This window comes from Streptosporangium sp. NPDC050284, from assembly GCF_044459525.1.
Classification (GTDB): Bacteria; Actinomycetota; Actinomycetes; order Streptosporangiales; family Streptosporangiaceae; genus Streptosporangium.
The window spans coordinates 53,542-71,961 of sequence record NZ_JBITIZ010000006.1 but is presented as its reverse complement, the minus strand read 5'-3'; the positions used below and the strand labels follow the sequence as shown (position 1 = coordinate 71,961).

Here is an 18,420-nt window from a genome sequence, read left to right as displayed (position 1 = left end):
CACCGCGAATCGGGGAAACAACTCAAATCACATCTAGGGGGTCTATGCACACCTTGACCACCTCCGCCGCCTTGCGCGCGGAGCGTACTCCGGCGGCCCCTTTCAGCGCCGCGGCCAGCGCCGCTCCCGAGTCTCGCGCGATCCGCACCATGGCACGTTCCCGCACTTGATCCCCCTTGGGAGAGGCCACGGGAACGGGGCCGAGCACCTGCGCCCCCACCGGCAGGGTCATCTCGCCGATCATTTCCCGCACCGCCGCCGGAGACCCGGTGAGCGTCGCCATTTTCACCGCGGGGGGGAAACCGAGTTCTGTCCTGTCGGCCAGTTCTCTCTCGGCGTGGTTCACCGGATCCCAGCGCAGCAGAGCCTGTACGGCGGCGAGTGAGGAGTCGGCCAGCACGACCAGTTCGGCCGAGGCCCGCAGCAGGGCCGCCGCGTTCATCCACCGGCGCAGCGTCTCCTCCGCGGCGCGCAGATCGGGCCTGCCGAGCAGCGCCCAGCCGTCCAGCAGCACCGCCGCCGCGTACCCTCCCTCGGGCACCGGCTCGGCGCCCGGGGTGGCCACCACCAGGGCGCGGCCCGCGCCGACCGTGGCGAGCACCCCGTCCCTGCCCGACGTCTTGACCTTTACCGAAGGGAAGGCCCTCCCCAGCTCCTCGGCCGTGCGGCGGGCACCGACCACCAGGGCCCGCACCCGGGCGCCGCCGCAGGACGCGCAGCGCCAGTCACCCGCGATCCGGCCGCACCAGCGGCAGTACGGGGCCACGTGGCCGCCGCGCAGCGCGAACGGGCCGCCGCAGTGCCCGCAGCGGGCGGTCGCCCGGCAGCTCTGGCAGGCCAGCGCGGGCAGGTAGCCCCGGCGGGGGACCTGCACCAGCACGGGACCGCTCTCCAGCCCGGCACGCAGGGCCCGCCAGGCGAGGCTGGGCAGCCGGGCGGCCCTCGCCGCCTCGTCCCTGGCCAGCTCCGAGTCCTCCCCCGCCGGACGGACCCTCGGCGCCCTCGCCCTCACCGTCGCGCGGGTCGCGACGATGGGCCCGGCCCAGCCCGCCGCGATGAGCCTGGTCGCCTCCGCCGTGCGGGCGTATCCCCCGATGAGCAGGCCCGCTCGCACCCGGTGGGCACGCAGGGCGAGAACCTCCCTGGCGTGGGGGTAGGGGGCGAGCCGCTCGGAGTGCAGGTCGTCGCCGTCGTCCCAGATGACCGCGAGCCCGAGATCCCTGACCGGGGCGAACGCCGCTCCCCTCGTCCCGACCGCGACCCGCACCTGCCCCCTGGACACCCGCAGCCATCGCCGGTAGCGCTCGGCGGGTCCGAGGTCGGCCGTGAGGGCCACGTGCGCGCCGGGCTCCAGAACGGCGCTCAGGGCCGCGTCGAGCAGACCCACGTCCTTACCGTCGGGAAGCACCACGAGGGCTCCCCTACCCCCGCCCAGGGTCTCCCGTACGGCAACCGCGACCGCCTCCGGCCACGTGGGCCCGCTCTCCCCGGTGCCCGGCAGGGCCGTCCACACCGCGCGGGGGGCGCCCCCCTTCGCCAGGGCCGCCAGGAACGCCTCCCCCTCCGAGTAGTCCGCCCACGGCCCGGGCCCCTCTCCCCGCACCGGATCCTGGGCGGCCGGGGTGGGGGTCTCGGCCTCGACCCTCGCGTGGCGGGGCGGGATGGCGAGGCGCAGGACGTCGGCCATGGTCCCGGCGTAGTGGTCGGCCACGGCCCGGGCCAGCGCGGCGATCTCCGGGGTGAGCACGGGCTCGGCTGAGACGACCCGCTCCAGGCGGGTCAGTTTGCCCTCGTGCTCGGTGGTCTCCACCCGCTCCAGCAGGAACCCGTCGACGAGCTTGCCCGCGAACCGGATGCGGACCCGGGTCCCCGGCACGGCGGCGGCGTCCAGGGGGGCGGGGACGAGATAGTCGAACAACCGGTCGAGGTGCGGCAGCGGCGTGTCGACGAGGACCCTCGCGACCGGCAGCTCGGCGGCCGGCTCCGGCACCCCTCTCACCGGCTCGGCCACCCCGGAGGCTTTGGCCGTCCCTGCGGCCCTGACCACCCTGGCGGCCCTCACGGTCCCGGCGCGGCCACCCCGCGCCCTCGTGGGACCGCCCGGCACGTGCCGCGCACGGACCGCGTCGAGCGGCAGCAGGGCGTCGTCGTCCGGCGAGGGGCTGGCGTGGGTCACCCACCTGTCCTACCAGACCCGGGCACCCCCTCCAGACGACGGCGGGAGGACGGGCCGGTCCCGTGCCTCTGACGGCCAGGTCCCCGTACCTGCGGCAACCCGGTCCCGAGCCGCTGACGGCGAGAGGCGAACCCGGCGCGATCGCCCGCAAGGCCGGTCAAATGGAACGGCGGTGGGTCCAGCGGCCACCGAGCAGGGTGCCGAGGATCGGCATGTGCCGCAGGCCGTCCCCGTCCAGCCCGGCCGGATCGTACTCAGTGATCACCAGGTCGGCGGGGTCGCCCGGACGCACCCCCGTACGTCCTCTGGCGGCCGCCGCGAGCGCCACCGGCAGCGGGATCGCCTGCTCCGGGTGCCACGGCGGCCGCTCGTCGTCGGTCCTGGCCACGGCGGAGGCGATCCCGTCCCACGGGTCGAGCGGTGCCACCGGGGCGTCGGAGCCCAGCTCGACGACCGCTCCGGCCGCCAGCAGGTCGGCGTAGGCGAAGGCCCTGCCGGTCCGTCCCCGCCAGTGCAGGTCGGCCACGTCGCGGTCGTCCGGCGCGTGGGCGGGCTGCACGCCCGCGACCAGCCCCGGTCTGGCGAACCTCCCGAAGTCCTCGGGGCGGACGAGCTGCGCGTGCTCGATCCTCCCCGGGCAGCCGACCCGCTCGAACGCGTCCAGCGCGATGCCCACCGCCAGATCGCCGATCGCGTGCACCGCCGGGTCGATCCCGTGCCCGGCCGCCAGGACCATCACGCCGTACAACTCCTCGGGCGCCGTCTCCAGCAGCCCACGCGCCTCGCCGCCGGGGTACGGGTCCTCGCAGTAGGCGGTCCTGGTGTTCAGCGACCCGTCCACGAACGTCTTGACCGGTCCGACCTCCAGCAGGCCCCCCGCACCGGCGACGGGCTCGCCGGTACGCAGCCCGCGGCCGATCGCCTCCTCCAGCCGGTTCACCGGGATCGAGCAGCCGACCCGGACGTCGATCCGCTGCGTCCCCACCCGCCGGGTCCAGTCGGTGACGTTGTCGGCGAACTCGAAGTCCAGCACGCCCACGACGCCCCTCGCCGCGGCCGCGGTGGTGGCCTCGGCCACCCAGCGATCCAACTCGTCCTGCGGCGGCGGGGGCATCTCCGCCATCGCGTCGTAGCAGTCGCGCTCGCGCAGCACCCCCGTCGGATGCCCGCCCCTGCCGACCACCGCCAGCGCGGCCGGGCTGAACCAGGCGGTGTGCAGATCGTTGCTCACCAGCACGATCGGACGGTCGGGTGCCGCCGCCTGGAGCATCGACTTGTGCGGCGTGTCCGGCCACAGGCCATCGCGAAAGCCGTAGCCGACCGTGAACCCGGACGCACCGGACCCGCCGGACGCGATAGGCGTACCGGATGTGTCGGCCCACGAGACGACGAGGTCGACCGCCTCCCGCGCCGACCGCGCCGAGGTCAGATCGATCCTGCGCCGGGCCTGCGCCCACTGTACGGAGTGCACGTGCGCGTCCCACAGGCCCGGCAGGAGGGTGGCACCCCCGGCGTCGACCGACTCGTCGCAGGGGGGCGGCTCCGCGGCCACCTCCGCGACCCGGCCGCCGACGATCAGGACATGGCGCAACGGGCCACCGGGACCCAGTCGCGCGTTGCGCAACAGCAGGCGAGAAGACGGTGAGGACATAAGGCAGAGATTAGGCGGAAATCCGACGCACGCTCCCTCGGGTACCGGCGTTTTCCCCGGGCCGTCGTCGCGCATCCCCTCTCCTCGCTTCCTTCCCTTCTTTCCGGTTCTCCCGGATTTTTCGGCCGTCGTCGCGCACCGCCTTCCCAGTCAACCTCGCGCACCGCGCCGGAACCGATACGGGGAGAAGCGAAGCCGATGCCCCTTGCTCCCGCATCCCCTGCACCGCTCCCGCACGCTCCCAGGCGATCGAACTCCTGTCCGGCTGCGATCCGGGTGCTTAGAGTAAACGTGGAGCGCCTTCGGCAGGAGACCTTTGATATGGGACCGAGCTCGCCTGTTCCATCAGGAAACGGGTCATCTTCGGATGAATACTCGGGAATCAATCCAGAGCTCATGGAACGATTCATCGCCTCACTGGAGCATGCGCGAAAAGTGGTGGGCGAGCAGCTCCCGGCGATCCTCCGATTGCTTTCCTCGGTGGACGCCGACCGGTCCGCGGCGCTGCCGATCCGCGAGATCGAAGACTGGCTGGATCAGGAGATCCCGCGACTACGCAGACGCAACCAGCTGATCCAGGAGCCCGACCTCCTGACGGACTGGGCCCCGAGCCTGGCCGGTCCTGGTCTGCCGGGCCTCACGCCGGGACCGGGGCGCGAAGGACTCATCGCCTTCGACGAGAAGACCCTGGCGAGATGTGCTCTCGCCACCAACGAGGGCAGGAAACTCGCGGAGACCCTCGCCGCCCAGGGACACCCGACTCCCCACTCCTCCAAGAACGTCTACGACGGGATCTTCGACCAACTCGCCGAGAGGCGGCAGGACCCCGACTTCGCCGCGGGATTCTTCGCCACTCTCGGCCCGAAGGGCGCGGCCGCCGCGCTCAGGAAACTGAACGACTACCACGGAGAATCCGGCAAAAAGCACTGGAAAACCATGGGAGAAGCCCTCGCCACGGCGGTGGCCCGGCGTCCGAAAACGCTCGGCCCGTCCTGGGAGCCGGAGAACCTCGGGAAGATACAGGCGGCCAACCTGGGCCTGGTGCTCGGCCACGGCAGCTTCCCCTTCACCTGGCTCGCCGAGGTGATCCGTCCCCGCACCCAGAAATCCCCCGGCGCCGGGGCCTTCACCCGCCAGGCCGCCGACCTGAGCCACTTCCTGTCCGCTCTGGCCAACAATCCGGAAACGGCCAGGGCATTGTTCAACGGCATGTCTCCCGAAGATCGCAGGGATCTGTTCTCCGCACTCAACCGGGAGGTCGCGCTCTACACCAACGAGCACGACACGATCGCCTTCGACCCGGAGGCGGAGTTCGGCCGGATGCTCGCCGCCGGAGCCGGCGTCTTCGAGAAGCGCTCCCCCGGCCCCGAGGCGGTGCGATTCGCCTTCAACGCCATGACGACCATGGGCAACCTCCGGACCGAGGCGAACTTCCGCAATCCTGAGGGGCAGCCGATGGAGGTGGCGCAGGGCGCGAGAATCTTCATGTCGATGCTCGCGGGCGCCTACCCCGCCGAAATGATCGAGGGCGCCAACGCCGGGGACGCCAATCGGACACAGGACAGCGCGTTCGAGAAAACCGCCGCACTCACCGCCGGCCTGCACCCGAAGTTCCGCCTGAGCCCCGGCGACACCTACCGTTTCATCAAGACCTTCGCCGACTCGGCGGAGCGGATGAAACCGTTCAATGCGGGATTGGGCAAATTCTCCAGACACCTTATGGACGCGGCGGCCGCCAAGGATCAGGGGAAAGGCATCAAGCACCTCGCAAACACCTTCGCGAGCCTCGGGTATGTCTCCGGCATGCAGTTCGCCGCCGCGAACGAAGTCCAAGGGAAAATGGATGAGTACGACCAGGAGATGCAGGACCGGCTCTTCTTCCTCATGGGCCTGAGCGTCGACCTCGTCGGGTTCGGCATCGGGGGAGGGGGTGCCGCGTTGTTTGACCTCTCGGGTCCTCTCGTAGAGCTGGACGGGGCCGGCGAGCTGATCTGGTTGATGATCAGCAAGTCTGCGAGCGAGACCATCGACTCGTACAAGGACATCGAAGGAACCCGCCTGGACAAGCTCAAGGAGAGCAACCGCCTGGCCGCCCTTGGCCGTGAATACTGGATTTTTCACGAGTTGAAGCGCTACGGGTTCTCCTACACGGTGCCCCCGAACGATCCGGCCTTCAGCCAGCCTCCCATCACCGGGAAAGACGGCAACCTGCTCCCCTTCGACAAACTGGCCAAGGACCCGAAGGCGTTGAAGAATCTTGCCGACTGGATGATCCGTAACGGCTCCGGGAGCGGAGACGACAGCACCGTCGGAGAAGCGACCACTCGGCTCAACAACGCTTTCGGAGGAGCCAAGGAAAGCACGCAAACAAATCCCGCTCCTTTTGGGTAGCTCACAAAGAGGCCCTAAGGCATTGAGTCTCACCGAAAAGCTCGAAGTGTTTTTTACGCGAAGAATCGACAGTAATTCTGACGCGCGATTTGTCCTTGACAGACTCATTGCTCGGCTTTTCCCAGTCAACAGAAACAACCTTATATCCACGTCTCCCCAGGCCGCCGGTCAACATATTGAATATGATGACCGGCTCGTCGACACTGGAAGTGTCCACTCCGGCAACTCCATACGTGCGCTTCGCCTTCCCCTCTCCACAAGGAATGTCCCTGCCCCCCTCGTCCGTCACCTTGACATCTTTTGCATGGGTCGACTTCACCAACCAGTCGATGTCGGCCTTCAGCGTCGCCTCCGCCTGAGCCGCCGTCGGCCCCGGAGGATCGGAGGAACATGCCCCCAGGGCAAACATCCCCAAGACGGCGATCACCGCTGATCCAACGCGGGCGGAAGCAAGATGCATCACGAAACTCTCCGTTCACGCCGTCCAACATCACCCAGGTCCAATGATGTCCGATAATCAAGCGATTTCCAGGAAAAGCGCCGGAATATGTCAAATCGGGATCGACAGCAACCGCAACCGTTCATCCAGATCTCGGACGTTCTTGTTGCCCTCCCACGGGCGAAGCTGAGCGCGGACCTGTCGTATCGAGTGCAGAAGTCTGGCGGAACTGTGTCTCACGGTGATTTGAGCAGCGGCATCGATCGCTGCCGACGCCTCCGGGATCTCTCGCTTCTGGATCAGCGCGGTAGCGTATTCGAGATACAGGATTCCACGTTCACGGTTCCAGCTCGGATCCGCTCTGGCCAGGGTCTTTTGGGCTAAAGGTATCGCCCGATCAGGTTGCTTGAGCTCTACCAGACAGAACACGGTATGACGGGCGATGCGCTCCGGGTTGACCCAGAAAAGGTGACGAAGGTCAGATCCGTTGCGCTTGTCGCCTGCCAGATCGATGGCACGATCGAGGAAGCGAAGACCCCCCTCATCGCGCCTCACTCCGGCGGAAATCCGGGCCGTCATGAGCGAGACGGCCGACTGCTGCAGACGGTTGCCGCTGTTCTTCGCCCACCCTTCTGCGGCGAAGGAGTGGTCCATCGCGACAGTGGGCTTCCCCTGATAGAGAGCCATATTGGCTGACAGGCTGTGAAGATGGGCGAGAAGCGCGGGAGCACGCAACTCATGAGCTACCGCCAGCCCTTCCTCATACCGCTGGGCGGCACCTTGGTAGTCCATGAGATCGTAGTGGGCCCATCCGGCGAGGTGGGAGAGGCTCCAGTAGACGTGAAGAAGACGATCACGTGAGGCGGGCCCGAGGGAGCCCTGCTTGAGTAGATCCTGGACCAGGGCGCGTTTCGCGTCGGCTACCGGAATGATCTGCCGAGGCCCCATCGTCTCGTCCATCCCCCAGAGACGAGTCGTGAGATTTTCCAGCACGTTGATGGTGGCCGCGTCGATCGGGTGTTGGTGCCGAGCGGCGACTGCCAGGCGTTCCCGTTCCGGTGGGGTGAGGTGGCGCAGCAGGCCCAGGGCCGGTGTCCCGCCCAGGAGCAGGGCGAGTTCGAAGAGCAGTTCGCGGCGTTTCACGTCGGCCTCCTCTGCGCCGACCGCGCGCAGCAGGTCGGCACAGCGGGCGGGCGCGGGAACGAGTGGGGGAAGTGCCTTCGTTCCCTTGGTGCCCGGGATGGCCGGTGCGGACACCTCGCGGCGGTGGTGCGCGTCGAGGTGACGGTGATCCGTCTGGTCGATCAGGTCGCGGTCGCGCACCCCGTAGGAGGCGTAGACCTCGTCGGTGACCAGGCGGCGGGCGGTGGTCTGGTAGATGCGGGCGAAGATGGCGATCGCCCCGGCACCGGGACGCCGCCCGGCCTGCGGCCAGGCCTCGTAGTCGTAGAAGCGCGCGGCACGCAGGGTCGCGGTGCCCGCGGGGTCGAGGTCGTTGTAGGCGGCCACCACGTCGCCCGCCGTGCGACCGTGGGCGTAGCGGTACAGGCGCAACGGGCTGACCTGGTGATCGAGGGCGAACACCCCGGCGATCTGGTCGAACGTGAGGCGGCAGGCCCGCAGCGCCTCGCTGCGCCTCCTGCATCCCAGCAGGATCCGGTATCCCTCTCCGGGCATCCTCGACTCCCTTCCCCGAACACACACGGATCGTATGCCTGTGGTCACGGAGAATGACAGCCCGCGGGAGAAGTGGGGATCCTCGACCGCCGGATGCGGCGTTCTCGCAGGTCAGTGCCGCTGTGCGCGGAGTATCCGATCGGCGGCGTCACGGAGGGCTACCGCACGGGGGCGCCGGGCCACTGTTCTGCTGACGATTTTCCCCTGACCAGGAAAGCAGGAGAGCGCGCATGACCACTGCCCACGACGGCGTGGCCCCAGAACTCATCGAGGCGATGGTACGACTCAGCCCCGGCGGCATGACCTGGCGGCGGACCTTCCCCGGCCATCCCCACCAGGTTCCCGAGGCTCGACGCTTCGTCCGGTTTCTCCTGGTCGACTCCCCGTTCGGCCAGGACGCGGAGCAGGTCGTCGCCGAGCTCGCCGCCAACGCGATCCGCCACACCGCGAGCGGGCGACCGTACGGCACGTTCGTCGTCGAGGTCGTCCGCAGGCCCGAGGTCACTCGCGTGACGGTCTACGACTCCGGCCAGGGCGCCGTTCCCACCCTCCTTCACCCCACCCTTCTCCGCGAGGGTGGCCGGGGACTTCCCCTGGTCGTCGCCCTCGCCTCCCGGGTCGGCTGCCAGGGCACCCGGTCCCACGGTCACGCCGTCTGGGCCCAGTTCACCAGCGAGAAGTGCCCCGCATCCCCCGAGTACTCATGACGAGCGGGCCGTCATGAGCACTCGGGCCTGCTCGGAGTTCGGATCTTCAGCTGGTCGGAGGCTCCGGATCCACAGGGCGGACCGCGCGGACGGAGTTCTGCCAGACAGCTCTCCGGCGTCTTGTCGAAACCGGCCTGACGAGGGAGGGACGGCGCCGGTGGGCGGATGCGCCTGCGGTGCCACGGTGCCGAGCGTGGGCTGGGCGCGCGAGCTCAGCCGGCGTGCAGCCTGGTGATGAGCTCATGCGCGACGTCCAGGAACTGATCGCGCGAGGACGTCGTCGTCTGCAGGTCGACGAATGCCTCGTGGGCACCGAACTGGGCGAGGGTCAGCAGGTAGTCACCGATCTGCCGCACGGTTCCGGCGTGCGGTACCTGGTCGTCGGGCGCGGGAGAATCGGTGATCTTCGGATTGACGCGTACCACCATTCGCAGGGCCGACGGGTCCCGGTCGACGCGTGCCGCGGCCTGCAGCGCCACATCCCACAGGGAGGCCAGATAGGGCATGGGTATCGCCGCGCTCAGCCAGCCGTCGGCTCGCCTGCCGATCCTCTCCATGGACGAGGGCGTGTAACCGGCGAGCAGGATCGGGGGGCGCGGCCGCTGGAAGGGCTTGAGGTCGATGTGCGACGGCGGCACGGTCCAAAGCGTGCCCTTGTGCTCGACGACCTCACTGCTCCAGACGGCCTCCATCACGTCGAGCGTCTCTTCGAGCCGGTCTCCCCTCCCCTGCCAGGGCACCCCGGTCGCGGTGTATTCGTCACGCAGCCATCCGAGACCGATGCCGACGTCCAGCCGTCCGTGGCTGAGCAGGTCGAGCGAGGTCAGCATGCGGGCGAGCAAGACCGGCGGTTGCCACAGCGCGTTGAGCGTGCTGGTTCCCAGCCGGACCTCCCGAGTACTGACGGCGGCCAGCGTCAATGCGGTCAGCGGGTCGAAGAACGTCGCGAAGGCCGGAGGGATCTCGCCGTCTCCTCCCGGGTAGGGATCGCTGGGTGCGAGCGGCAACATGATCCGATCACCCGCCCACAGGCTGCTGTAACCCATGGCCTCCAGATCCGCGCCGGCCTGCCGGATGAAATCGGGGTCGGCGAAGGCGCCGTACTGCGGGACTGCATATCCGATCTGCATGAGATGCTCCTTGATGCTTCGCCATGGAAAGCCGGGAGGAACCGAGGTGCGTATTGCGTACGCGTCTCGATACCGGGACGCTCCCGGTCTAGTGTCCAGAAGACGTTAGGCGACACCTCTTGGACATGATTTGCTATCGGGTTGGGGTGGCCTCTGGGCGCTAAAAGCCCGCTTAAGACCTTGCTGTGATGTCCCCTCGGGCAGCGTTCCCTGGTCTTCTAGACGGAGGTGAAACCAAGTGCCGCGGCGGCCTCGCTCTGCGCGGTGTCACGGCCGGCGAAGCCGAGCTTGTCCCTCGGCTCCTCCAGAAGCGGCACGGCCGCCAACTCCGCGGTGGCGAGATGCATGGCGTCGAGCGCACGAAGGGCATGGGTGTAGACGATCTCCACCGCCCGGCGTTCCACGGCGTCACGGGGAGCGCTCACAGCAACGTGACCGGACCGTCCTCTCCAGGGTCCGCCGCCAGTACGGCGATCCTGGTGTCCAGTTCCCGGTATCCCGCCGGGCGGGACAGGGGCCGGGAACGCGAACGGCCCCCGCGAAGGAGTTCGCGGGGGCCGTCTTGAAACGTGCGGGTCAGAGACCGGCGGCGGCGCGCAGGGCGTCGGCGCGGTCGGTGGACTCCCAGGAGAAGCCCTCGCGGCCGAAGTGACCGTACGCGGAGGTGCCCGAGTAGATCGGGCGGAGCAGATCGAGGTCGCGGATGATCGCGGCCGGACGCAGGTCGAAGACCTCGAGCACGGCCTGCTGGATCTTCTCGACGTCGGTCTTCTCGGTGCCGAAGGTCTCGATGAACACGCCCACCGGGTGTGCCTTGCCGATGGCGTAGGCGACCTGGACCTCGGCCCGGTCGGCGAGACCGGCGGCCACGATGTTCTTCGCGACCCAGCGCATGGCGTAGGCGGCCGAGCGGTCGACCTTGGACGGGTCCTTGCCGGAGAAGGCGCCGCCACCGTGGCGGGACATGCCGCCGTAGGTGTCAACGATGATCTTGCGGCCGGTCAGGCCGGCGTCGCCCATGGGGCCGCCGATCTCGAAGCGGCCGGTCGGGTTGACCAGGAGGCGGTAACCCTCGGTGGCGATCTCCAGGCCGGCGAGGACCGGGTCGACCACGTGCTCCTTGATGTCGGGAGCGAGCATCTCCTTGAGGTCGATCTCGGCCGCGTGCTGGGTGGAGACCACCACGGTGTCGAGCCGGACGGGCGTGTCGCCCTCGTACTCGACGGTGACCTGGGTCTTGCCGTCGGGGCGCAGGTAGGGCACCGTGCCGTTCTTGCGGACCTGCGACAGACGCTCGGCGAGACGGTGCGCCAGCTGGATCGGCAGCGGCATCAGCTCGGGGGTCTCGCGGCAGGCGTAGCCGAACATGAGGCCCTGGTCACCGGCGCCCTGGCGGTCGAGGTCGTCGCCGGCCTCGCCCTCACGGTTCTCGTAGGCGTCGTCGACGCCCTGCGCGATGTCGGGCGACTGCGCGCCGATGGACACCGACACGCCACAGGAGGCGCCGTCGAAGCCCTTGTGCGAGGCGTCGTAGCCGATCTCGAGGATCTTCTCCCGGATGAGGCCGGGGATGTCGACATAGGTCTCCGTCGTCACCTCTCCGGCGACGTGGACCTGACCGGTGGTGATCAGCGTCTCGACCGCGACTCGGCTCCTGGGGTCACCCTTGAGCATGGCGTCGAGAATCGCGTCACTGATCTGGTCGGCGATCTTGTCCGGGTGGCCTTCTGTGACCGACTCGGAGGTGAAAAGGCGACGGGACAAGTCAGTGGCTCCTCATGCAGCGGCTGCTGGCGTCTGGGGGCTCTGGCGTCGGCGGACACCAGTAGCGCTCCGGCGAATTCTAGCCCCACCTGATGTGGAGCCGCGAAATCGTCTCAGATCATGTCACTCTAAAGTCTCGGTCACATACGGAAAAGAGCCCTGTCCCGTGGGGATCCGGGTTTGAAACGTCCCTGACCGCCACAGTGAGGTGCGCTCGACCGCAACGCAAGGACGAAGTACGCCAAAACCCCGCTGTGCTCATAAATCGGGCAGCGGATCGGGAGGTAACGTCTCGGGGGCGAAGACCTCGGCGTCAGCGGCGGCGACCACCGCGGCATACTCCTCGTCGATCTCGAACACCATCCCGCCAAGCTCGATCGCCGCGCCCATGGAGAACTCCAGCGGGCCGAGCCGGGTGCGACGGGAGTGGGTGGCGTACACCGAGGTCGGCGCGTCACGATCGAAGAACTTGGTGGAGATCACGCAGATGGTGCGATCGGTGACCACGATGAGGAAGGTCGCCATGCACGGGTTTCCCACCGACAGCGCCGGCAGGACGTAGTGGATCTCCTCACCCGGGGGGAGCAGCGCCCGGCATCGAGCCCTCACGGCGGCGGCGACCGGCATGATCGAAACCCCTCCCAGGCGCGACATCGCAGGTCATCTCGGACGAAGTATCCGCCGGGAGGTGGTCTACGGCAAGAGGTTAGAGCAGGCGCGCGGCGACAAGATGGCCGCCTGGTATCGGTCGGCGTCCGAGGCGCGGGTCAGAGCAGGCGCGCGGCGACAAGGTCCCAGACCGTGTCGGCGAGGGACTCCTTGGGCCCACGCGGGATGTCGACCTGCTCCCCGTCCGCGACCAGAACAACGGCCGCGTTGTCGGGTGTGCCGAAGGCGAGGCCGTCACCGACCTGATTGACGACGAGGAGATCGCAGCCCTTGCGGGCGAGCTTGGCCCGCCCGTTGGCAAGGACGTCGTCGGTCTCGGCCGCGAACCCCGCGATCACTCGCGGGTACGGCTTGAGGCCCTCGCGGCGCCGCTCACCCAACTCCGCCAGAATGTCTGGATTTTTCACTAGATAAATGGCGTCAGGCTCGCCGGCGGTCTTCTTGATCTTCGATCCGCTCCGTACCGAGGGCCGGAAGTCGGCGACAGCGGCGGCCATCACCACGGCGTCGGCGCCCTCCACCGCCTCCAGCACCGCGTCACGCAGCTCCAGGGCCGACTCGACCCGGACGACCCTGGCTCCCGCCGGATCGGGCAGGGCGACGTTGGCGGCCACCAGGGTGACCTCGGCCCCTCGGGCGACGGCCGTGCGGGCCAGCGCGTAACCCTGCAGGCCCGAGGAGCGGTTGCCGATGAAACGGACCGGGTCGATGGCCTCGCGGGTGCCCCCGGCGGAGATCACCAGACGGCGACCGGCGAGATCGGCCGGACGCCCGGCGATGACACGGCGGCAGACCTCGAAGATCTCCTTGGGGTCCGGCAGCCGGCCGGGGCCGGTGTCGGCGCCTGTCAGGCGGCCCACGGCGGGATCGACGACGATCGAGCCGCGCTCGCGGAGCGTGGCCACGTTGGCGCGGGTCGCGGGGTGCTCCCACATCTCGGTGTGCATCGCGGGGGCGAACACCACCGGGCAGCGCGCGGTGAGCAGGGTGTTGGTCAGCAGGTCGCCCGCCAGCCCGTGGGCGGCCTTGGCGAGCACGTCGGCGGTGGCCGGCGCGACGACCACCAGGTCGGCGCCCTGCCCGATGCGGACGTGCGGAACCTCGTGCACGGACTCCCAGACATCGGTCGTGACCGGGTTGCCGGACAGCGCGGCCCAGGTCGGCTCGCCGACGAAGCGGAGAGCCTCCCTGGTCGGGACGACGCGCACGTCGTGGCCCGACTCGGTGAACAGGCGCAGCAGCTCACACGCCTTGTAGGCGGCGATGCCCGCGCTCACGCCGAGGACGACCCTGGGCCTGTCAGGAGGCCCGGCTTCTTCGGGGGTCCGCATCGAGGTGGCTTCAGCCCTCGATCGGCTCGGAGGTGAGCAGGCCCTCGCTGACCTCGCGCAGCGCGATGGACAGCGGCTTCTCCTGCGCGTGGGTCTCGACGAGCGGGCCCACGTACTCGAGCAGACCCTCGCCCAACTGGGAGTAGTAGGCGTTGATCTGACGCGCCCGCTTGGAGCCGAAGATCACGAGACTGTACTTGCTGTCGACGATGTCGAGCAGGGCGTCGATCGACGGGTTGGTGATGCCTTCGGAGTAGGCGGCGCTGGTTGCCACGTGTGATTTCCCCTAGCTAGGTGAACGTCCGAGGCGCGAATCCTCGGGAGCATCAGCCAACAAGGCTATCAGCCGATGGCATACGTCCTGGACGGACGTGTTGACGAGCGTCAGGTCGAACTCCTGCTCCGCCGCCATCTCGATCCGGCCGGCCGCCAGGCGGCGGGCGATGACGTCCTCGGGCTCGGTGCCCCTGCCTCGCAGGCGCTTCTCCAGCTCACCCCACGTCGGGGGCGCCAGGAAGACGAGCAGGGCCTCGGGCATGGTCGCGCGGACCTGCCTGGCGCCCTGGAGGTCGATCTCCAGCAGTGTGGGCACCCCGGCCTCAAGCTTCTCGATCACGGGGCCGCGCGGGGTTCCGTACCGGTTACCGGCGAACTCGGCCCATTCCAGCAGCTCGCCCGAGGCGGCGAGGCGGTCGAACTCCTCGTCGTCGGCGAAGAAGTATTCGACGCCGTGGGTCTCCCCCGGACGGGGCTTCCTGGTGGTCACCGAGACCGACAGCCACACCTGCGGGTGTGCCCGCCGAAGCTCGGCGACGACCGTGGACTTGCCGACACCCGACGGCCCGGACAGGACCGTCAGGCGCTTACCTGCCGGGAGCCCGGGGAAGGCTCGCGCCCTCTCCGGACCTACGGCCGGGGATGTGGAGCGACCGGCCCCGCCCTCGGCGGTTGCCTCCGGAGTCCGACTCTCGTCGGACCACGACGTTGCGGTCACTCCAAACCCCCCGTGATGCCGTCCCCCATGCGGGGCGAGCGTGGTCGTATGAACCGAGATTAGCTCTCGGCCCCGCCGAACTCACGCTCGAGCGAAGCTCGCTGGTTCGTACCCAGACCCCGCACACGGCGGGACTCTGCGATGCCGAGCTTTTCCATGAGCTGCTTGGCGCGGACCTTGCCCACGCCGGGAAGCGACTCCAGAAGAGCCGAAACCTTCATCTTGCCGATGACGTCGTCGGCCTGCCCGTCTTTGAGCACCTCAGCCAGAGAGACCGCACCGTGCTTCAGGCGGTTCTTCACCTCGGCACGCTCTCGGCGGGCCTTGGCAGCCTTCTCTAGGGCTGCGGCGCGCTGCTCAGGGGTAAGGGGAGGAAGAGCCACGCCGGGTCACCTCGAATTTCCTGTCGATGTACTCGGACGGGATGGGAAACTAGCTGGTCATGGCGCTTCAAGCAACGTCAAGGCCACTTTATCCCCCTAGAAAATCTACTTCGTGACTTTGTGTGCTTGCCATGTCGCTTTCCGTTGACAAAACTGCTCTCATCGCCGAGTTTTCAGGGGTTGTCTCACCCGCGACGTTCGACGGTCTCCCACGCCCCCTGGCACGCGAAACCGGCCGGTTTCCCGCATCGCCTCACGCGGGGAGCCGGGTGGTTTCCGGCGTTACCCCACCCGCGACGCTCGAGGGCTGCGGACCCCCGTCCGCGACGCCCGGCGGTCTCAAACCCCACCCGCGACACCCGGCGGCCTCAAACCCCACCCGCGACACCCGATGGCTTCCAAACCTTCGTCCGCGACGCCCGGCGCTCTCCGAATCCAACCGCGACCCCGGCCGGCCTTTCGAACGACCCCACCCGCGAACACCCGGCAGATCCCGGATCGTCCCCACCCACGAACACCCGACGGAATGCCGGCCGTCCTCAGGCGCGATGCCCCGTGGTGGCCGAAACCCGCCGCAGGGCGGCGGCGATGCCCGCGGCCGTCGCGCCGGGGTCGGCGGAGCCGGTGATCGGGCGGCCGATCACGAGGAGGTCGGCCCCGTCGGCCAGAGCCTGCTCGGGAGTGGCCACTCTCGCCTGGTCCTGGCTCTCGGCGCCTACGGGGCGGACACCGGGGGTGATGAGGGTGATGTCGGGCCCGACCTCGGCGCGCACCGCGGCGACCTCGCGTGGCGAGCAGACGAGGGCCTGGGCGCCCGCGGCGACGGCCAGCGCCGACAGACGGCGCACGGCGTCCTCGGAGGAGCCCTTGACACCCATCTGGTCCAGGTCGGCCTCCGAGAGGGAGGTGAGCAGCGTCACCGCCGCGATCTGGGTGTGGGGCATCGCCTCCACGGCCGCCCGGATCATCGCGGGGCCGCCGGCGGCGTGGACGGTCAGGATGGCGGGCTTGAGCCTGGCAACGGCCCTGGCGGCGCCCGCGACGGTGTTGGGGATGTCGTGGAGCTTCAGGTCGAGGAAGACCTGCACTCCGCTCGCCCCCCGGACGGAGGCGATCACGTCGGGGCCGTAGCGGAGATAGAGCTCCAGCCCGACCTTGACGGTGGTGACATGCGGGGTCACCAGGCTCGCCCAGTGGGCCGCGGTCTCGAGGTCTGGCGCGTCCAGGGCGACGGCGATGGGTGCGGGCCTCACAGGGAACTCTCCTCAAGATCTATCCGGTGCCGGGTGGACGCCCCCGGCGGGCGGTGGGCCAGTCCGACCGCGTCGGCCAGCCGGTGGAACCCCCGGGCCGCCAGAAGCTCCTCCAGCTCGCGGAGGATGCGCAGGCAGGCGTAGGGGTCGTGGAACAGTGCCGTCCCCACGGCGACGACACAGGCGCCGGCGAGGATGAGCTCGAAGGCGTCCCTGCCGGTCAGCACGCCGCCCATGCCGATGATGGGCACGCTGGGCAGGGCCGCGTGGACCTGCCACACGCAGCGTACGGCCAGCGGACGGATAGCCGGTCCCGACAGGCCACCGGTGACCGCCGCGAGCGTGGGGCGCATCGCCTCGGTGTCGATGCTCATGCCGAGCGGGTTGTTGATCATCGAGAGCGCGTCGGCGCCGCCGTCCACACACGCGCGGGCGACGCTCACGATGTCCATGACGTCCGGGGAGAGCTTGGCCACCACCGGCACGTCGTACCGCATCACCGAGCGCACCGAGGCGATCACCTCCGCGGAGGCGGCGCCGTCGCGGGCGAAGACCCGGCCGCGGTCCTCGATGTTGGGGCACGACAGGTTGACCTCCACGGCGGTGACGCCGGGCGCGTCGGTGAGCCTGCGGGCCAGCGCGGTGTACTCGGCCACGGTGCCGCCGCCGATGGACACCACGGTCCGTACGCCCCGCTGCGACAGCCAGGGCAGCTCACGCTCCAGGAAGGCGTCCACGCCCGGCCCCTGGAGCCCGACGGCGTTGAGCATGCCCGAGGGCGTCTCGGCCATCCTCGGGGTCGGACGGCCCGCTCTGGGGGCCATCGTGATCGACCGGGTGGTCAGCGCGCCGATCCTGGCCAGGTCGAAGAACTGGGCGAGCTCGGAGCCGGACGCCGCGCACCCGGCGGCCGTGGTGACGGGGTTGACCAGCTCCACGTGCCCCAGGTACGTCCGCATGTCAACCGGCATGCCGCGTTCCCCCACCGGGTGCTCCCAGCGCGTCGAACGGGATCGTGCCGACGTCGTCGAAGCGGACGCGCTCGCCCCTGAAGACCGGTCCTTCGACGCACGAGCGCACCATCCGGGTTACACCGTCGTCCCCGATCACCGGCAGCACGCACGTCATGCACACGCCGATCCCGCACGCCATGCCCTCCTCGACGGCCACCTGGACGGGGATGTCGAACTCGACCGCGACCGCGGTGACGCCGCGCAGCACCGGCATCGGGCCGCAGGCGTAGACGGCGTCGGCCCGCACGTCGGCGATCACTCCCGGCAGCACGTCGGTCACCCTGCCGCGCATGCCCAGGGAGCCGTCCTCGGTGGTGAGCGTGGTGGTCTCCCCCATCCTCCTGGCGCGCAGGGCGCCGAACACCCGGTCGGCGGAGACCGCGCCGAGGACGAAGTCGACGCGGCAGCCGCGCCCCTGGAGGGCGTCGGCCACGGTGAACAGCGTCGCCGCACCGTGCTCGGCGCCGACCAGGACGCAGGTCACCGGGTCCCTGGGCAGCGGGAACGGGCGGCCGAGCGGGCCCACCAGGTCGAGGGTGTCGCGGGCGCGGCGCTCGGCGAGCCAGGCCGTGCCGGGGCCCCGCACGGAGAAGACGAACTCGACCGTACCCCCGTAGTCGGGCTTGACGTCGTGGACGAAGAAGGCACGGCGCGTCAGCATCGACGTCCGGACCCCGCCGACGGCCACCCCGACGAAGTGGCCGGGCCGGAAGCGCTCGGCGATGCCGGGCGCCACCACGGTCAGCGCATGGTAGGCGTCGACGCGGCGCGTCGTCAGCACCGTGCCGGTCACCTGTACCGGGGTAACAGGCGTCTCCCTCACCTCCGCTAAGGCACCGGCC

General features: G+C 69.5%; 17 protein-coding genes. 2 read left to right on the top strand and 15 right to left on the bottom strand.

The genetic code is table 11. From position 1 onward, the window contains the following. Positions 1-22: 22 nt before the first annotated feature. Entirely contained in the window at positions 23-2,176 is a 2,154-nt protein-coding gene (locus ACIBH4_RS16025) for a primosomal protein N' (protein WP_399172249.1), read from the bottom strand. A 157-nt stretch (positions 2,177-2,333) separates the two neighbouring features. Then, complete coding sequence (locus ACIBH4_RS16020; RefSeq protein ID WP_362767359.1) at positions 2,334-3,827, bottom strand: amidohydrolase family protein; 1,494 nt, start codon at positions 3,825-3,827, stop codon at positions 2,334-2,336. A 396-nt stretch (positions 3,828-4,223) separates the two neighbouring features. Here ACIBH4_RS16020 and ACIBH4_RS16015 point away from each other — a divergent pair, with 396 nt between their 5' ends. Next, a complete protein-coding gene (locus ACIBH4_RS16015) occupies positions 4,224-6,218 on the top strand; it encodes a hypothetical protein (RefSeq protein ID WP_362767356.1) in 1,995 nt (664 codons plus the stop codon). 1 nt (position 6,219) lies between these two features. Here the strand turns inward: ACIBH4_RS16015 and ACIBH4_RS16010 are convergent, their stop codons facing one another. Beyond that, a complete protein-coding gene (locus ACIBH4_RS16010; RefSeq protein ID WP_362767353.1) occupies positions 6,220-6,681 on the bottom strand; it encodes a hypothetical protein in 462 nt (153 codons plus the stop codon). 87 nt (positions 6,682-6,768) lie between these two features. Continuing rightward, complete coding sequence (locus ACIBH4_RS16005) at positions 6,769-8,334, bottom strand: hypothetical protein (protein ID WP_362767351.1); 1,566 nt, start codon at positions 8,332-8,334, stop codon at positions 6,769-6,771. 230 nt (positions 8,335-8,564) lie between these two features. Here ACIBH4_RS16005 and ACIBH4_RS16000 point away from each other — a divergent pair, with 230 nt between their 5' ends. Further along, positions 8,565-9,041, top strand: a complete 477-nt coding sequence (locus tag ACIBH4_RS16000) for an ATP-binding protein (RefSeq protein WP_362767348.1) — start codon at positions 8,565-8,567, stop codon at positions 9,039-9,041. A gap of 212 nt (positions 9,042-9,253) precedes the next feature. Here ACIBH4_RS16000 and ACIBH4_RS15995 read toward each other — a convergent pair whose 3' ends face one another. From ACIBH4_RS15995 to ACIBH4_RS15945, 11 genes are all read right to left on the bottom strand, one after another. Beyond that, entirely contained in the window at positions 9,254-10,171 is a 918-nt protein-coding gene (locus tag ACIBH4_RS15995) for a TIGR03619 family F420-dependent LLM class oxidoreductase (protein ID WP_362507109.1), read from the bottom strand. Positions 10,172-10,389: 218 nt separating this feature from the next. Further along, positions 10,390-10,596 carry a hypothetical protein gene (locus tag ACIBH4_RS15990; RefSeq protein WP_362507112.1) on the bottom strand — a complete coding sequence of 69 codons (207 nt, stop codon included), beginning with the start codon at positions 10,594-10,596 and terminating at the stop codon, positions 10,390-10,392. A 151-nt stretch (positions 10,597-10,747) separates the two neighbouring features. Continuing rightward, entirely contained in the window at positions 10,748-11,935 is a 1,188-nt protein-coding gene (metK, locus tag ACIBH4_RS15985; protein ID WP_362507115.1) for a methionine adenosyltransferase, read from the bottom strand. Between the two features lie 258 nt (positions 11,936-12,193). Further along, on the bottom strand, positions 12,194-12,589 hold the full coding sequence (locus tag ACIBH4_RS15980; protein WP_362507118.1) for a hypothetical protein: 396 nt from the start codon (positions 12,587-12,589) through the stop codon (positions 12,194-12,196). A gap of 113 nt (positions 12,590-12,702) precedes the next feature. Next, on the bottom strand, positions 12,703-13,935 hold the full coding sequence (gene coaBC / locus ACIBH4_RS15975; RefSeq protein WP_362507121.1) for a bifunctional phosphopantothenoylcysteine decarboxylase/phosphopantothenate--cysteine ligase CoaBC: 1,233 nt from the start codon (positions 13,933-13,935) through the stop codon (positions 12,703-12,705). A gap of 10 nt (positions 13,936-13,945) precedes the next feature. Further along, positions 13,946-14,209, bottom strand: a complete 264-nt coding sequence (rpoZ, locus tag ACIBH4_RS15970; RefSeq protein WP_030909981.1) for a DNA-directed RNA polymerase subunit omega — start codon at positions 14,207-14,209, stop codon at positions 13,946-13,948. Positions 14,210-14,221: 12 nt separating this feature from the next. Further along, on the bottom strand, positions 14,222-14,794 hold the full coding sequence (gene gmk, locus ACIBH4_RS15965) for a guanylate kinase (RefSeq protein ID WP_362507309.1): 573 nt from the start codon (positions 14,792-14,794) through the stop codon (positions 14,222-14,224). 194 nt (positions 14,795-14,988) lie between these two features. Next, a complete protein-coding gene (gene mihF, locus ACIBH4_RS15960; RefSeq protein WP_350948044.1) occupies positions 14,989-15,312 on the bottom strand; it encodes an integration host factor, actinobacterial type in 324 nt (107 codons plus the stop codon). Positions 15,313-15,851: 539 nt separating this feature from the next. Further along, positions 15,852-16,565 (bottom strand): orotidine-5'-phosphate decarboxylase, encoded by a 714-nt coding sequence (pyrF, locus tag ACIBH4_RS15955; RefSeq protein ID WP_362507126.1) that lies wholly within the window; start codon positions 16,563-16,565, stop codon positions 15,852-15,854. Beyond that, positions 16,562-17,536: a dihydroorotate dehydrogenase gene (locus tag ACIBH4_RS15950; protein ID WP_350948042.1), complete on the bottom strand. Its 975-nt coding sequence runs from the start codon at positions 17,534-17,536 to the stop codon at positions 16,562-16,564. The genes pyrF and ACIBH4_RS15950 overlap by 4 nt, the downstream gene beginning before the upstream one ends. Continuing rightward, complete coding sequence (locus ACIBH4_RS15945) at positions 17,526-18,401, bottom strand: dihydroorotate dehydrogenase electron transfer subunit (RefSeq protein ID WP_386208732.1); 876 nt, start codon at positions 18,399-18,401, stop codon at positions 17,526-17,528. Before ACIBH4_RS15945 ends, ACIBH4_RS15950 begins: the two co-directional genes overlap by 11 nt. Between the last annotated feature and the right edge of the window lie 19 nt (positions 18,402-18,420).

Bases quoted from the DNA above. Each gene is read 5' to 3' on its own strand.
- ACIBH4_RS16015 (WP_362767356.1), top strand. From the start codon at position 4,224: ATGGAACGATTCATCGCCTCACTGGAGCATGCGCGAAAAGTGGTGGGC.
- ACIBH4_RS15980 (WP_362507118.1), bottom strand. From the start codon at position 12,589: ATGTCGCGCCTGGGAGGGGTTTCGATCATGCCGGTCGCCGCCGCCGTG.
- ACIBH4_RS16005 (WP_362767351.1), bottom strand. From the start codon at position 8,334: ATGCCCGGAGAGGGATACCGGATCCTGCTGGGATGCAGGAGGCGCAGC.
- ACIBH4_RS16000 (WP_362767348.1), top strand. From the start codon at position 8,565: ATGACCACTGCCCACGACGGCGTGGCCCCAGAACTCATCGAGGCGATG.
- ACIBH4_RS15995 (WP_362507109.1), bottom strand. From the start codon at position 10,171: ATGCAGATCGGATATGCAGTCCCGCAGTACGGCGCCTTCGCCGACCCC.
- coaBC (WP_362507121.1), bottom strand. From the start codon at position 13,935: ATGCGGACCCCCGAAGAAGCCGGGCCTCCTGACAGGCCCAGGGTCGTC.
- ACIBH4_RS16020 (WP_362767359.1), bottom strand. From the start codon at position 3,827: ATGTCCTCACCGTCTTCTCGCCTGCTGTTGCGCAACGCGCGACTGGGT.
- ACIBH4_RS15950 (WP_350948042.1), bottom strand. From the start codon at position 17,536: ATGCCGGTTGACATGCGGACGTACCTGGGGCACGTGGAGCTGGTCAAC.